This window comes from Neorhizobium sp. USDA 3394 (assembly GCF_056280385.1).
The window spans coordinates 484,274-499,133 of sequence record NZ_JBWCDU010000002.1 but is presented as its reverse complement, the minus strand read 5'-3'; the positions used below and the strand labels follow the sequence as shown (position 1 = coordinate 499,133).

The following is a 14,860-nucleotide window of genomic DNA, read 5'->3' as shown; positions in this document are numbered from 1 at the left end:
CGCCTAGAAAATTCGTCTTGAAACAGAGTCTATCTCGAAAATGCTCTAACGAGCAGCCCTGATCAGCCTCTCAACAAGTCCTGTCTTTCGAGCGATGATCTCTGATCCCTGGTAGGAAAGGTGGCCGCTGTCCCGGTAGAGGAATTTACCATCGATCTCAGTTCTGCATTTTGTGTCGTCGCAGAGAAAGTCGTGGTAAGAGACAACCTCGACGTCAGCTTTCACGGCGACCTGGTTTAAGAGATCGAGAGTGCGGGATCGCATCCGGCGGTAATCGATGACATCGATTTTGCAATCACTGTGCCGCCCGAGCATAAGACCTCCACTCACCTTTCGCTCAAGGCAATCGCCGATATCGAAGCCTGCGACTGGCGGGGGAGCAACTATGACCACTCGCCTACCCAAAGCGCGAACTGCCTCGACGAGAGACTTGATACCCTCAATCGCTTCATCTACCGACGTTTCAACTTCCGTGAATGTCCCGTCACGTCTTTTAAGCAGCATGAAGTCTTTGGAGTCAGGGGCGTCAAATGGACTCGAAATGACGACGGTCCTTATCTCCGGCCGATTTTTCAGGGTATTCAAAACACTGTCATTGAAGCGGATACAGTCCTCACCAAAGGAGAGAGACACTGCGCGCTTGGAGATGGCAGCAACGCCGATGGCGGGGGAGCATCCGCTCATTGTGAGCTGAGCCAGGCCGGCCTCTCCGACCGTTTTGGCCAAGCCGGGAACCAGTGCCATGGCAAATGAATCGCCCCAGACCAGCAATTCGGGCCTGTCTGTCGTCTGGCAGGCCTCCAGAATGCCCTGAGGCCGCGATCCAGATGTGCGATCACATTCCCTTGCCAGGCCGTAATTGATCCGTCGGCTCTCGGAAAAGCCACCCTTACTTTCGGCTGCGCCAATGTCGACTGACAGTGCGAAGCCGAGAAGAACCGTTGCGGCAACGAGTCCTGAGGCCATCCGTCCACGAGATGTGACGAATCCCCGCTGGAACGGCTTTTCCACGAAACGGTGAAGTACCAAGCTCGCTACAACTGAGAAGGCAACTGCCGCATAGATCGCAAGCGAAGGAGGCTCTTCCAGCCAGGCAGCCCGCACATATACAAGCACCGGCCAATGGATCAGATAGAGCGAGTACGAGATATCCCCAATCCTTGCCATGCTTCGAACTGCCACATTATCCTTGTTGGGCGACAGCAGGAGGATCAGGGTTGCCAAGCAGACCAAAGCGGCATTCACGATCGGGTTCTGCAAACCAGAAGGTCCAAAGGGAATAAGGAGGATAAGCACGAGCGCCGGGAGGCGCAGCGCCGCAAACTTGGCAGTCACGCGAGCGCTGGCGGGAAGCAATGCCCCGAGCGAACCAATCGCTATTTCCCAAAAGCGGGTCGGCAAAAGATAAAATGCTGCGGATGGGTCACGAAAGGCCACGTAGAGACACAGTGCCAGACTGGCAACCAGAAGTGAACCAACCATTGTGAGCCACCATCTCTTGGGAGACAAGGCCAAGAAAGCAGGAAGCAGCAGATAACACTGTTCTTCGACAGCGAGCGACCAGAAATGCAGGAGAGGCTTCGTTTCGGCGGATCCGCCGAAATAGTCCGCCTGAATCCAGAGAACGATGTTGCTGGTGAATGTGAGCGCCCCGAGGACCTGAGTTCGGAAGTCCCGTAGGCCCATATCTGACAGGAAGAAGGGTGCAGCGATCGTCGTGAGCGCAATGACCACATAGGCGGCGGGCAACAGACGCTTCGCACGACGATAATAGAATTCCCAAAAGCTGAACCGTGCCTGCTCAAGCTCGGTCGCGATGAGGCCGGTGATCAGAAAGCCCGAAATTACGAAGAAAATATCAACGCCGAGATAACCAAACGACGCGACTTGGGTATGATAAAAGACAACCAGCAGGGCAGCTAGACCCCGCAAGGCATGGACATCGGCTCGAAAGTCGCGCGGCATAGAAGACCTGATGAAATTCCCGGCTTAACTGGATGAACTAAGACCTTAGGCACCTTGGTCAGCCGCAGGAATCCGCAGCGACGATGTGAAAGGTGCTTTCATTCGCTGGATCGATTTCGGCCGATTTGCCGCACTCGCCCATAACTAAGAAGATCGTCGGCAGCAGGTGCCGGCGTACTTGCTTTCAGTCGATTGTTGTTCTTCTAATGGAGCATGCCCGCCAATTCGTAAAATCGATTGTGTGAATGCGATACATCCATGTTATGGATTGCTTGCAGACGCCGTTGGCTCGATGCTTTGACGGAGGGTAGAAACTTATGGTGACGCAAGCAGGCGCAACCTCGCCTAGTGCGCTCGCCACGCTCATGTCGCCGTAAGGCTTCATCACGCTGTTGATTTGCACTGAGAGCTGACCCGGGGTTGGAGTGAACCCCTCGGGCTGGACCAGCGAGGCGCTTCAAACCAAGCCAGCCAGTGGGCGAGTTGGGTTTCAAATTCTGCTGGCGATCTGTAGCCACGGGCCGAGTGCAGCCGCTTGTGTAATTGTAGACCTCCTCGATGAACCTCGGCAACCGCTCGGCCACGTCTGCAAAGGTCTCGTAGCCTGCGGGGTAGATATCCTCCACCTTGAATGTCTTCATAAAGCTCTCCGCCTGCGCATTGTGATATGGGTTCCGACGGCGCTCATGGAGCCTATCAGACCGGCCGCATCAAGCGCCTGTCGGTAGGTTTCGCTTGCGTATTGGCATCCGCGGTCCCGCGCAGTGAATGCAGCCCGGCGGAGGCCTCCTATTTTCGATCGCTGAATGCAACGACGCCAGCGCTAACGGCGTGTCCAGTCGCTTTGACAGACCACGGCCGACGACTTTCCGACTGCAGGCATCGAGAATAACAGCGAGATAGCAGAAGCTCGCGGCGATGCGGATATAGGAAAACTCAGCCACCCAGACCATGTTGGGCCTCGCCGGGGTTGCCGTAGAGTTTCGGGTAGATCGGTGAATCGTGGCCACCGTCCGTCGTTCGAACATAGCGGTTTCGAGGTTTGATGCCCAATCCATTGGCCCGCATGACACGAGCCACGCGCTTGTGATTGACGAGGTGCCCCCGTCGGTGAAGCTCGTGCGTCACGCGGCGATAGCCGTAGCAGGGAAATTCGTCCTGAACGTCCTCGATTCAAGGCCCTTGCTGCGGAGCATTAGTAGTAGCTGCATCTCGGGAGGTCGATCTTCTTGCAACCCCGTCAGACGGAGCAGGCCGCGGGCCGATGACGATGGAGGAGTTCTCGTTGCTGCCGGCGATCGGCTGCTGCGGAGTGGTTTTAAAACCAGGTCCAACTCCATCGTGAGCTGGCCGACTTTGCGTTCGGCGCCGCGATCTGCGCCTCATATTCGGCGATGTCGCTCGCCTCTGCCTCTTCATCGCTCAGTTCGCCGCCGTCAAACTGCGTCAACCACAACTGGATAAGGTTGGCCGAAACGCCGTAAGTGCGTTGCGTGTCGCACCGTCCAATGACACCGTTTCGAATATCCTGGCAAAGCTGCAGCTTGAACGGCGTCGAATGCCGTCGATATGGTCCTCGGGACTTCATGAGCCTTCTCCGATTGAGGCCCACAGAGCGTGTGTTTTTTCGTACCCCGTGGCCCAGCCCGAGGGGGTCACTCCAACCCCGGGTCAGCTCTCAGTGCAAATGAACAGACAAAAGTCATGCGCGTTGTCGTACACGCTTCATGGCGATGCGGTATGCTCGTTAAGAGTTGGTCCATCGGTTGGATTCAGCTCAGCCTTGAGGTCCACCAGCGACTGCATAGGCGATAAGGAAGTTGCTGTTCACCATCAGTGGCCACGCGATAAAGTGGCGTTATCATGGCAACGATGGCAAGTCCACCCAAGCGAAATCCTGCTGCTCAAGAACATTTCGAGAGCGGGACACGCCGGAGCGTTTGCCAACGGCTTTGCGACATTCGGCGCTATGTCCGTCGATTTCCCGACACACCCCTCATGCACGTCTGCATGCTTCACCGAACAAAGAGCCCAAATCCGGGAGATGCGAAGCCAAATCCAAATTGGCATGATTCTTGATTGCCAATTACCAGGCAGCCAATGCTTGGTGCCGCAACACGGAAAATCATGGGTCGCAGGATGCAAGCTCAGAAGCACAGTCTCACGATTTGCACAAGTTGGGTAAGGTCGGTGACGAATAGTCGATCGGGGGCGGCCAACGGTAATCGTCGCAATCGATGGATCTCGAGCCGCTGTGAATTGCGAGATGGCTTTCGATTGTCATCTATCAACGAGCGGCCTTCTACATGTACTAAAAAAAGGCGCTGCCAGATCTATGACTGTAAGTAGCTCGAAAGGAATTTCCGCAACCGAGTTAGACGACGCCCTTTGCCTCTCCGCCCCCGCCGCCGTTTTACAATCCTTCGCAGTGCCAAACCTGCAAGCCGCTGAATCGAGGGCGGAGGAAGAAGTTCTACTCGGTCTGCTCCCCGCGCATGCGCGACGAGATAATGCAATGAGAGCCTTCTTTGCCGAAACGCTCGCTGGTCCGACTATGGGTCAAGACCATCTTTGGCGGGCGGTAGGTCTGTACGATCGGTCTGAGCTCAGTCATTTGCTAGGAAGCATGTTCCAGCACTTGCGGCGGGCAACACCAATAGCCTGCGGGTGGAAGAAATACCTTTCCCGCAAACTCTGCGAGGCTGATGGCCATATCTCTATGGGTTGCACAAAGTTGCCGACAGCGCATGGAGCGCCAGACCTGCTTCGGACCAGAAGAAGGCGAAAAACCTGCAAAAAACCGGTCGGTGAGCGCAGTCCCAGCCGGTTGCCACGTCAACGGCGTAGAGAACGCTTTGGAAGCTATAAAGAGGACCGACAATGATTGCGAATCAAGCCGCAGAGACCCCTCGTAAGGTGCCGTTTTACCGTCATCTATACGTGCAGGTTCTCACTGCAATCGTCGCTGGCATTCTGGTAGGCAATTTTTATCCTGACCTCGGTGCTTCTTTGAAACCACTAGGGGATGCATTCATCAAGCTCGTCAGTATGATTATTGCGCCGGTCATATTCTTGACGGTTACAACCGGCATTGCCGGAATGGCTGACCTGAGGAAAGTTGGACGTGTTGCCGGAAAGGCGATTCTCTATTTCACTGTGTTTTCGACCTTGGCACTCGCTGTTGGCCTTATGGTCGCCAATCTCCTTCAGCCGGGCGCTGGGATGCACATCAATCCCGCGACACTTGATCCAAAAGCCGTCGCCGGCTACGCGGCAAACGCTCACGGGACGACTGCGGTGAGCTTTCTTATGAACATCATTCCAAACACCATCGTCGGCGCCTTCGCGGATGGCAATATCCTTCAGGTGCTGTTCATCTCGGTACTTTTTGGAATAGCAATCGCAATGGTCGGCGATCATGGTCAACCGGTGGTCAGGTTCCTGAATGCACTTACGGAACCGATCTTCAAGCTTACGGCCGTGCTGATGAAAGCTGCTCCGGTAGGAGCTTTCGGCGCGATGGCATTCACCATTGGTAAATATGGCATTGCCTCCCTTGTTAACCTGGTAATGCTGATCGGCACTTTTTACCTCACGTCGCTCCTCTTTATCCTCGTCGTGCTCGGGACTGTCGCGCGATGCAATGGATTCTCGATCATCGCTTTGATCGCTTACATCAAGGAGGAGATCTTGCTCGTCCTGGGGACATCCTCGTCGGAAGCGGCTCTGCCGGGCTTAATGGCGAAGATGGAGCGGGCGGGCTGCAAGCGGTCGGTCGTTGGACTCGTTGTCCCGACCGGATATTCTTTCAATCTCGACGGCACAAACATCTACATGACGTTGGCTTCACTTTTCATCGCCCAAGCAACGGACACGCCGCTCACGCTGGCGGATCAAATCCTGCTTCTATTGGTTGCCATGCTGAGTTCAAAGGGTTCGGCCGGCATCACAGGTGCCGGCTTTATAACGCTTGCAGCGACGCTTTCCGCGGTGCCCTCGGTGCCGGTCGCCGGTATGGCGCTGATCCTCGGAATCGACCGTTTTATGTCGGAAAGCCGGGCAATCACCAATCTAATCGGCAATGCAATAGCGACGCTCGTCGTCGCTAATTGGGAGGGAGATCTCGATCGGGACCGGATGACCGCTGCGCTGGCCAGGGAACCAGCGGTGGACGAAATCCAATAACAAGATGTTCAAACTCAAGTGAGGTTTTCGTGCGCCAACGGTGAATACGAAAAGGCACAAATCGACTGAGTGGTTGAGTCCGCTCACGTTCCAATAGCTTTCAACTCAGGTGGAGCGGCTATCATGTCAAAAGGAGGCTGTATCAAGCAACGTGTGGAGCGCTCCCACCTGCGTCGAACGAATGCGCGCCTCGCCATGTCCTGTTACAATCTCCTGGAGCTTCGAGGCCTAAACCGGCGGCGCGGCATTTGCAGCGTCTATGCATGCGATCACATCAATCGATTTCCCAGGAACCATTTCGGACGACATAAGGGGCAGGCAGCATCGGAGCTGCCTCTTATGGAGCACATGTGATGAAAATAGACGGCGATCATCGTGGCAATAACATCAGCGGTACAGACGGCAACGATATAATCAATGGCCGCGGCGAAGGAGATTGGATCCAAGCTCGCAACGGTGATGACTGGATCGACGGCGGCAAAGGGCATGACCTGGTTTTCGCCGGTGAGGGTCACGACATTGTCTGGGGCGGCGAGGGTTCCGACACCCTTTATGGTCAGGAGGGAGATGATCTCCTGTACAGCGACGCGCCGAACGCGCCGCGCAACATTCCTAAAGGGCTTGAGGGGTACGACGTACTCGGAGGTGGCCCGGGAAAGGACACTCTCATCGCAGGGGATGGCATTGATCTTATGAAGGGTGGAGCCGACGCCGACGCGTTTGTGTTTTCTTTCCACGACCCGATGATCGGGGGCGACAGGAGCTACGCCATCGTTGACGATTTCGACCCCAAGCAGGACCGATTTACCTTTGATGCAAAAGGCTTGGGCGGAGATCAACCCGGCGCAAACTTTGTCGACCACTCCAGCGGAGTGCCGGGTTCGTTTGTGGACACCTTCTATAGCGGCGCAGCGGCGCACGCAAAGGGCCAGCATGTGGTGGTGCTCACCGACCAAACTTACGCGTCTGCTTCCGCAGCCGCCAAAGCGATTTCCGGCGAGAACGCTGGCGACATCATCGTGTACCATGACTCCTGGACCACCGTCGCGATGGTGGCTTACGTCGACTCCGCAAACCACGCTGACAGCTTCGCGGAGCTGAACCATCTAACCCTGGCGGACCTTGCCACCATGACGGCGTCGAACTTCGCCTTCATCTGACCTGAAGAATTCGTGGAATACTTCCAGCTGGGAGTTGAGGTCAGTCAACACAGTCTGGTGTCGTAACTTCGACACACAACGTAACCCGGTGCCTCCCTCTGAAATGAGAGGCACTGGGCGTATCCGAAACTGGGAATGCGCAGCGGGGCAGCCAGCACATATCGGTTTCCCATTCTCAACTGGTCGTCCCTGAGACGAGCCAAGCACCAAACATAAGAGATAAGTCGCTAGATGAAGTCGCGATGGTGACACTATTCCGCACGGCTTGAGCGTTACAGACGCAGGAATACTCTATGATTTTGTCTCACAGCAACCCAAATCGACCACAGTTGTTTTTCGTGACAATCCTATTGTCGCTGAAAAATGCTTTTCCCGGCATTGCTGCGACTAGCGCCGCGATCAACGTGCTTGCGATGACGGGCTCATTCTTCATGCTGCAAGTTTATGATCGGGTAATTCCGGCCCATAGCCTCCCGACCCTCGTTGGCCTCGGGGTAATCGCAGCGACCTTGTACGTCTTTCAGGGAATACTTGAATTCATCCGGTCGCAACTGCTCATGCGAGTCGGCATGTCCGTTGATGAGCGGTTCGGAAGGGTGGTCTACCAATCGCTTTTCATCCAATCCAACCACATGCAGACGCCGGACGACGGCCTTCAGTCTGTGCGCGACCTGGACACGGTTAGAGGTTTCCTGTCCGGTCTTGGCCCGACAGCTTTGTTCGATATTCCCTGGATGCCGTTCTACCTTGGACTTTGCTTTTTGTTTCACGTCTGGATAGGAGTTACTGCTCTTGCGGGAGCGGTCACCCTGGTCGCGCTGACCATTCTGGCCGAGCACAAATCGCGTCAGCCTGCAAAAGAGGCCGCCGAGGTCTCGACAGAACGGCTTGCTCTCGCCCAGTCTTGCAGGCGGAATTCGGAGGCAGTCTTGGCAATGGGGTTTGGCCATCTGCTTGGCCGAAAATGGGCTGACGTAAACCGCCGTTATCTTGATAATCATTTTAGTTCAATTTCTGCAACTATCTCTTTGGCAACCTTGTCCCGGATTTTACGTATGATGCTCCAATCCATAATGCTTGGAGTCGGTGCAAGTTTGGTCATCCGGCAGGAAGCGACGGGGGGCACAATGATCGCCAGTTCTATTTTGATGAGCCGCGCCCTGGCGCCAGTCGAACTGGCGATTGGCCAATGGAAGGGATTTGCTAGAGCCCGGGAAAGTTGGTCACGTCTTATCCGACTCGCCGATGTCATTCCTCCGACAAGGAAGGAGGTGGTATTGGGACGACCTACCGAGGTTCTCACTGTCGAAAATCTACACCTCGCGGCGCCCGGCGCGCGAAACACTATCGTCCGCGGCATTGCATTTGAGCTTCGTTCGGGACAGGCACTGGGCGTGATCGGTCCCAGCGCCTCAGGTAAATCCTCTCTTGGTCGAGGATTGGTGGGGCTGTGGCAACCGGTCGCCGGCACCGTACGCTTGGATGGCGCCGCAGTCTCCCAATGGGGTCCCCAGTTGCTTGGCACCTATATTGGATACCTCTCACAAGATGTTGCTCTCTTCGGAGGGACGATCGCAGACAACATAGCTCGCCATGACCCGGACGCCTCATCAGAAAAAATCATTCACGCGGCGAAGGCGGCTGGCGTCTATGACATGGTTGTTCAATTCAAAGACGGCTTCAACACAAGAATCGGAGAGCAGGGCTCCGTCCTATCTGCGGGGCAACGACAGCGAATCGGGCTGGCGAGGGCGCTCTATGGCGACCCTTTTTTGGTTGTGCTCGATGAACCCAATTCTAATCTTGATGCAGACGGCGACAAAGCACTGTCGCGCGCGATTATGGGGATTCGATCGAGGGGAGGCATAGCAGTCGTTATCGCCCATCGCCCCAGTGCACTTGAAGCAGTCGACAAAGTGCTTGTGCTCGAGGACGGTCACACAAGGTCATTTGGCTGGAAAGATGAGGTGCTGCGAAGGACGACGCAGTCATGACGAACGATGCTTCTATCAGTCAAAATAATGGCGCGATGGTTCAAGACTACGCTCCTGTAGCCGAGCGCTCAATCCGCCGCCTCACTTTGGTTGCCTTTGCTACAATATTCCTGCTGTTTGGGGTCTTGGGGGGGCTTGCAGCAACCGTTCACCTGCGCGGAGCCGTCATTGCTTCGGGCACGCTCGTTGTTGATAGCTATGTGAAGACAATCAGGCACCAAAGCGGTGGTACTGTCAGTGATGTGTTCGTCAAGAACGGAGACCGTGTCCTCGCCGGACAGTTGCTCGTCCATTTGAACGATATCCAGCATCGAGCGAATCTGGCGGTCATTTGCAAGCGGCTGAAAGAGCTTTCGGCGCGAATAGCGCGCCTCTTGGCAGAACGCGACTCAAAAGAGGTGATCGATTTTCCTAAATCCTTCTTCAGACATCAAGGGAACGTTGAAGTAGCCAAAATCATCGAGGGGGAACAGCGACTGTTCAATGATCGCCGTGCGTCGAGGGCAGGACGAAAGGCACAACTGATCGAACGGTTAAACCAGCTCTCGAAGCAGGCAGAAGGATTGTCGGCCCAACAGGATGGAAAACGCGGTGCCGTCTCCCTCGTCAAAAAGGAACTGGCGAGTCTACAATCGCTGTTCGAACGAGGCGTCATACCTGCGACCCGGGTCTACGCTTTGCAGCGCGACGCGGCGGATCTCACTGGAGACCTCGGGAGTCTCATTGCATCAACCGCTGAGATAACTGAAAAGATGGCAGAAACAAAACTTCAAATCATTCAGATCGACGATGATCAGAGAACTGAAATTTCGGATCAACTGCGTCAGGCAGAGAGTGAGGTCGGCGAATATTCCGAACGCATGGTAGCCGCAAGAGATGAGCTGCAGCATGTAGATATCCGCGCTCCCCAGGCAGGAACCGTCCACCAACTGACGGTGCACGCTGTTGGCGCCGTAGTGACGCCTGGCGAAACGATCATGCAAATCGTCCCAAGCAGCGATGCTTTCACCGCAGAACTCAAGCTTGCACCCCAAGATATCGACCAAGTTGCCGTGGGGCAGGATGTCAGGCTCCGTTTCTCAGCATTTAGCCAAAACACAACGCCTCAGATGAATGGCCGCGTTACGGATATAGCGGCCGATCTCACAACCGACCAAAGAACCGGCCAAGGCTACTACACCTTGCGGGTTCACATTCCGCAAGAAGAATGGGCGCGCGTCGGAAAGCTCACGCCCGTCCCAGGGATGCCCGTCGAGGCGTTTATTCAGACGAGCGAGCGGACCGCGCTGGCATATCTCGTTAAACCACTAGCGGATCAAGTGGCGCGAGCTTTCCGAGAAGAATAATAGCCCTCAAAGCCGCGCTTGCGAACTTTGTCCTGGTGGAATTCGGAGCTCTCATCGACTGGGGCACGTCGCTGGTGAGATTCCGCCCTCATCCAGCGTAATTGGCACCGCAACCCCGATCTACTTGGATCCGCAGCATGGCGGCGTTTAACCCTTCTGGGAAATGCAGTACCTGCCGCTTTTCTGTGCGCCTGACGTGGCTGCCGATTCCGATGAAGCGGCCCCTTTGTTCCGAGAAAATCGCGCGCCGGGTTTCCAAGTTGTTCTCACCCCCTGTTTACTGGGGTCTACAGGCAATGATTGTTGCCCGTTCATTCAGGCGAGGTGTCAAGCTTTTCCGGGTATGTTTCGGCGTGGGACTTTCGCCGTTTAATTCGGGCTCCGACGCATGCGTGGAACGGCGCAGTTAGCACGGTTTTTGTTGCATGAATCTCTATTGGACGGTGCGGTCATATGTCCGGCCTGTTAGCGCGGTCATCGACCGCTGGCCACGATGAGTTCCGCGATGCCGATCGCCTAATGGATTTTGCGCGATCAAAGGCGCACCCCGTCAGACGGTTTGATCGGCGTTGAGATTCGTCCCTCAAGTTCATCATGCTTTGGCAAGTTGCCACGTTATCCCGACGCCGAGACGCCAGGAATTCTGTTTCTAGACAATAGCCAGGGATGTTGCTCGTTGAAAAATTCGGAGCCAGCGCGCAGCAATCTTTGCATCCATATCCATAGCGTGAATTGGTGTCATCCTCACAATCAATTTTACCAAACTCGTCATACACTGGTAAGGCATGCCGAGTTCAAAAGTGAATGACTGTGCGCGCGATCGTCGAAGCTGACGCTGGCAGTTTGTATGGAGAGGACAATGTGCGGGCAGGGCCGCAATACAACGACTACGGCTCGCGGGCACGAATGGCGTGAACGGCACGCGGTCGATGACGGCCTGGTCCACGAGACATTACCAAACTCACAGTAACTGAGGTCACGTGAATGACAATATCTCTTGCTGACGTACCAGGCATGGTTGGTCAGGAACTTAGCATTTCGGATTGGATGACGGTCGATCAAACGATGATCAACCTATTTGCCGATGCGACACATGACCATCAGTTTATCCACGTGGATCCTGACCGCGCAGCGATGGAAGGCCCATTCGGAGGAACGATCGCGCATGGTTTCTTAACACTGTCGCTTCTGCCAGCGATGACCTTCAATGGCCTACCGAACATTCGGGAACAAACAATAACCCTGAACTACGGTTTCGATCGCGTCCGCTTCCTGTTGCCTGTCAAGACCGGCAGTCGCGTACGGGGCCGCTTCTTGCTGTTGAATGGCCGGTTTCGCGGCGCCAGTATTCTGATGACGACTTACCAGGTGACTGTCGAGCTAGAACACGAAAGCAAACCGGCACTCACCGCCAACTGGATAACCATGGTCCAGTTCAATCCAAAGGACCGGCCAAAGGACATCTGACGATCACCCGTGGATCGGTTCTGTCGTGCGCTCCTGCTGCTCATCAGGCCGCTCGAGATGTTCCGCCTCACCTCAAAATCTCCCTTGAACGAGGATTAGTCCGGCCGGCCGAAGAGGCAAAGTGTCGCGTCTGTTTCTCGTCACATCGCCATGTCGGGATGCAGTCTACCTCTCCCAATTTACCGACAGGAGGTAATCTCTCTGCCCGTATCTATTGTTTTGTCTAGAGCAGACCATGCGTCACTTCACAAGGCTCGGCGCCCTTCCATGAGACCCCCACCATCTCCTAATTGGGAGTATTCAGGGATAAAATAGGATGCATCTTCAAATGCAACTAGATAGCTTATGTTGGCGGCTTTCATCATTTCTTGATTGGTACTACGCCGCGTCAGTTGCCTCCCCTAACGGACGATATCCCGGCAGAGGCGATCCAAGATCACACCCTGACCATGTCACGAATCCGCCTACGATCTGCGCTTACGGACCGTATCCCTGGGGCTTGAGGGCCGGCGAACTGGGTTCAATAGGTTATGCGGTTTAAGGGACTTGATCTAAATCTTTTGGTCGCGTTCGACGCCGTGATGACTGAGAGAAGTGTCACAGCGGCTGCTCGGAGCATCAACCTCAGCCAGCCCGCCATGAGTGCTGCGATCGCCCGCCTCCGGCTCTATTTTGGCGACGAGCTTTTTATTATGCGGGGGCGCAGTTTCTTAACCACCCCGCGTGCGGACGCACTCGCCGTCGCGGTGCGCGATTCCCTGCTCAACATACAGTTTTCCATCATTTCCGCAGACCCGTTTTGCCCAGCGAAGTCGGGTCGCTGTTTCAGGTTCGTTCTTTCGGACTCTATGACCCTTGTATTTTTTGGTAAGGTCGCGGAGCGTGTAGCCCGAGAGGCGCCAGGGGTCAGTTTCGAGCTCCTGCCACTTGATGACGAACCTAGTGAGCTTCTACGCCGAGGAAGTGCCGACTTTATTATCCTTCCCGACCTTTTCATGTCTAGTGAGCACCCCAAACGCAAACTCTTTGGGGAGACGCTCGTATGCGTAGGCTGCCCGAGGAATAGCCTGTTAACGAAACAACTGTCGTTAGAGAAGTATTTTTCGCTGGGACATATCGTGGCAAAGTTTGGAAGCACAAAAGGGCCTTCTCTTGAGCAATGGTTGTCGAGTCAACACGGCTTTAAAATGCGTGTTGAGCTCGTTGTGCCTAGCTTCGTGTCAATCCCTCCCCTGCTATCGGGTACTAACCGGATAGCGACTCTGCCCTTGCGATTGGTGAAGAAGTTGGAACATGCTATACCATTAAGAATCGTCAAGCATCCATTCTCCGCCCTTTCTTTTAACGAGATAGTCCAGTGGCCCGCGCTTCATAACGCAGACGCGGCCAGCATTTGGATGCGAGAAATATTGTTACAGGAGGCGTCGAGTATGGATTACATGGATGCCATCGAGCCTTTTCGAAGCGCAGAATGTTCTCGCACACGGAAGCGAGGGGGCGATGTCCGGTAGGTGGCATCTGCACGGACACCACACATCCGATTGGTGCCTGAAACATGGCCAGCCGCGTTAACTCACCACAAACCGGAGAGGATCTTCGCGATGCCCATGTTGCGAAAACCGGGTTTCCATTGGACCTCTCAAGGAAGGCTCCTGTTCAAACCAATGGTACTGGTCGCCTCCTTTTGGATGCTAGGCACGGGCTCCGCCGGTGCGCACGTCAAATGGTTCTCTGTCTACGACACTGCTGCCCAACCACGCGGCCTCGGAGAAGTGCTATGTCAGGATTTCGGTTTCCTTCTTGTCGTTGCCATACTCTGCTTTTTCTCTGGCTGTCTGGTTGAGCAGACTGCTCTGGGTGAACCAATATCACGGCTGCTCGGGCGCTTTGCGTTTGGCCTGGGGCGACATGCTGAGGCGGTAATCCGCACTGGTTGTGGGTTTTTCTTCGTATCGCTCTCTACGACCGGAGGGATCCTACTGACGCCCGAACTGAAAACCACGTCCGCCGTTGTGGGGCCCTTGCAGCTGACAATCGCGGCTGGGCTGCTGTCAGCCAGCACGACACCTTTATCCGCCGTAGGTGTCGTCGCGCTTTTCGGCCTGGCCGTACGGGACTACGGTGTATTTCATATGGCGGACTATTCGATCTTCCTGGGGCTTTCGGCCTATCTCGCCCTTACCGGGTTGCAAAAAAGGTTGTTGGGCGTCCTACCGTTAGACATCCTGCGATATTCGACCGCTGCCACGTTGATGTGGGCCTCCGTTGAGAAGTGGGCCTATCCTGACTGGAGCTTTCCGCTCCTGGCCGCGCATCCCAATATCGCGCTTGGCATAAACAGCGAGTCTTACATGCGGGCCGCGGGCATGATCGAGTTCACACTCGCGTTTGCCCTATTGTGGACGCCTCTGGTTCGACGCCTTTCCGCGGTCGTTCTACTTGCAATGTTCGTCAGCGCCTGCGCCGAGTTCGGCAAAGTGGATATAGTCGGCCACTCCGTGATCATCGTCGTGCTCATCACGATTTTCGCAGATGACCGGCCTAAGACGGTGGATCTGCGCGTTCCATGGCTCAGTCCGGCGGCGCTCTGTGCGGCGCTCGTGGCAACCATCGTGGTCTACTATGCCAGCCATGCGGCGATCTTCAATACCACGATTCTGTAGGCCCTTGCTTCGAGAGGAGCTGAGGTTGAGGAAAACGCTACAAAAGCAAGAATTTTGCGATCAAGTGCCTCTTAGAGGCT

Annotated in this window: 12 protein-coding genes; 8 read left to right on the top strand and 4 right to left on the bottom strand. The window is 55.3% G+C overall.

The window, feature by feature from the left end; translation table 11 throughout:
• Positions 1-45: 45 nt before the first annotated feature.
• The 4 genes from ACZ9EJ_RS23875 to ACZ9EJ_RS23860 form a co-directional block, all read right to left on the bottom strand.
• A complete protein-coding gene (locus tag ACZ9EJ_RS23875; protein ID WP_046642632.1) occupies positions 46-1,965 on the bottom strand; it encodes an acyltransferase family protein in 1,920 nt (639 codons plus the stop codon).
• A gap of 710 nt (positions 1,966-2,675) precedes the next feature.
• Complete coding sequence (locus ACZ9EJ_RS23870) at positions 2,676-2,918, bottom strand: DDE-type integrase/transposase/recombinase (RefSeq protein WP_157885375.1); 243 nt, start codon at positions 2,916-2,918, stop codon at positions 2,676-2,678.
• Positions 2,902-3,138, bottom strand: coding sequence for an IS3 family transposase (locus tag ACZ9EJ_RS23865; RefSeq protein WP_080955890.1), 237 nt, complete (start codon positions 3,136-3,138; stop codon positions 2,902-2,904). Before ACZ9EJ_RS23865 ends, ACZ9EJ_RS23870 begins: the two co-directional genes overlap by 17 nt.
• A 145-nt stretch (positions 3,139-3,283) precedes the next feature.
• On the bottom strand, positions 3,284-3,553 hold the full coding sequence (locus ACZ9EJ_RS23860) for a hypothetical protein (RefSeq protein ID WP_244447638.1): 270 nt from the start codon (positions 3,551-3,553) through the stop codon (positions 3,284-3,286).
• 678 nt (positions 3,554-4,231) lie between these two features.
• On the opposite strand from ACZ9EJ_RS23860, the gene ACZ9EJ_RS23855 reads away from it, so the two are divergent.
• From ACZ9EJ_RS23855 to ACZ9EJ_RS23820, 8 genes are all read left to right on the top strand, one after another.
• The gene (locus ACZ9EJ_RS23855; protein ID WP_080719419.1) at positions 4,232-4,849 is read left to right on the top strand and encodes a nitrogen fixation protein NifQ; all 618 of its coding nucleotides are present in this window, start codon (positions 4,232-4,234) and stop codon (positions 4,847-4,849) included.
• A complete protein-coding gene (locus ACZ9EJ_RS23850; RefSeq protein ID WP_046635032.1) occupies positions 4,846-6,150 on the top strand; it encodes a dicarboxylate/amino acid:cation symporter in 1,305 nt (434 codons plus the stop codon). The genes ACZ9EJ_RS23855 and ACZ9EJ_RS23850 overlap by 4 nt, the downstream gene beginning before the upstream one ends.
• Before the next feature lie 353 nt (positions 6,151-6,503).
• Positions 6,504-7,310 carry a calcium-binding protein gene (locus ACZ9EJ_RS23845; RefSeq protein WP_040126002.1) on the top strand — a complete coding sequence of 269 codons (807 nt, stop codon included), beginning with the start codon at positions 6,504-6,506 and terminating at the stop codon, positions 7,308-7,310.
• Positions 7,311-7,603: 293 nt separating this feature from the next.
• Positions 7,604-9,304: a type I secretion system permease/ATPase gene (locus tag ACZ9EJ_RS23840; RefSeq protein ID WP_046635030.1), complete on the top strand. Its 1,701-nt coding sequence runs from the start codon at positions 7,604-7,606 to the stop codon at positions 9,302-9,304.
• A gap of 35 nt (positions 9,305-9,339) precedes the next feature.
• Positions 9,340-10,650, top strand: coding sequence for an HlyD family type I secretion periplasmic adaptor subunit (locus tag ACZ9EJ_RS23835; protein WP_046635147.1), 1,311 nt, complete (start codon positions 9,340-9,342; stop codon positions 10,648-10,650).
• A 984-nt stretch (positions 10,651-11,634) separates the two neighbouring features.
• Positions 11,635-12,117 carry a MaoC family dehydratase gene (locus ACZ9EJ_RS23830; RefSeq protein ID WP_040126001.1) on the top strand — a complete coding sequence of 161 codons (483 nt, stop codon included), beginning with the start codon at positions 11,635-11,637 and terminating at the stop codon, positions 12,115-12,117.
• A gap of 530 nt (positions 12,118-12,647) precedes the next feature.
• The gene (locus tag ACZ9EJ_RS23825; protein WP_046635028.1) at positions 12,648-13,628 is read left to right on the top strand and encodes a LysR family transcriptional regulator; all 981 of its coding nucleotides are present in this window, start codon (positions 12,648-12,650) and stop codon (positions 13,626-13,628) included.
• 159 nt (positions 13,629-13,787) lie between these two features.
• Positions 13,788-14,780 (top strand): hypothetical protein, encoded by a 993-nt coding sequence (locus tag ACZ9EJ_RS23820; protein ID WP_040126079.1) that lies wholly within the window; start codon positions 13,788-13,790, stop codon positions 14,778-14,780.
• Positions 14,781-14,860 lie beyond the last annotated feature (80 nt).

What these genes read in the sequence shown, in the direction of transcription:
- ACZ9EJ_RS23830 (WP_040126001.1), top strand. Translation starts at nt 11,635, where the DNA reads ATGACAATATCTCTTGCTGACGTACCAGGCATGGTTGGTCAGGAACTT.
- ACZ9EJ_RS23835 (WP_046635147.1), top strand. Translation starts at nt 9,340, where the DNA reads ATGGTTCAAGACTACGCTCCTGTAGCCGAGCGCTCAATCCGCCGCCTC.
- ACZ9EJ_RS23845 (WP_040126002.1), top strand. Translation starts at nt 6,504, where the DNA reads ATGAAAATAGACGGCGATCATCGTGGCAATAACATCAGCGGTACAGAC.
- ACZ9EJ_RS23855 (WP_080719419.1), top strand. Translation starts at nt 4,232, where the DNA reads ATGGCTTTCGATTGTCATCTATCAACGAGCGGCCTTCTACATGTACTA.
- ACZ9EJ_RS23850 (WP_046635032.1), top strand. Translation starts at nt 4,846, where the DNA reads ATGATTGCGAATCAAGCCGCAGAGACCCCTCGTAAGGTGCCGTTTTAC.
- ACZ9EJ_RS23860 (WP_244447638.1), bottom strand. Translation starts at nt 3,553, where the DNA reads ATGAAGTCCCGAGGACCATATCGACGGCATTCGACGCCGTTCAAGCTG.
- ACZ9EJ_RS23875 (WP_046642632.1), bottom strand. Translation starts at nt 1,965, where the DNA reads ATGCCGCGCGACTTTCGAGCCGATGTCCATGCCTTGCGGGGTCTAGCT.
- ACZ9EJ_RS23825 (WP_046635028.1), top strand. Translation starts at nt 12,648, where the DNA reads ATGCGGTTTAAGGGACTTGATCTAAATCTTTTGGTCGCGTTCGACGCC.
- ACZ9EJ_RS23870 (WP_157885375.1), bottom strand. Translation starts at nt 2,918, where the DNA reads ATGGTCTGGGTGGCTGAGTTTTCCTATATCCGCATCGCCGCGAGCTTC.
- ACZ9EJ_RS23840 (WP_046635030.1), top strand. Translation starts at nt 7,604, where the DNA reads ATGATTTTGTCTCACAGCAACCCAAATCGACCACAGTTGTTTTTCGTG.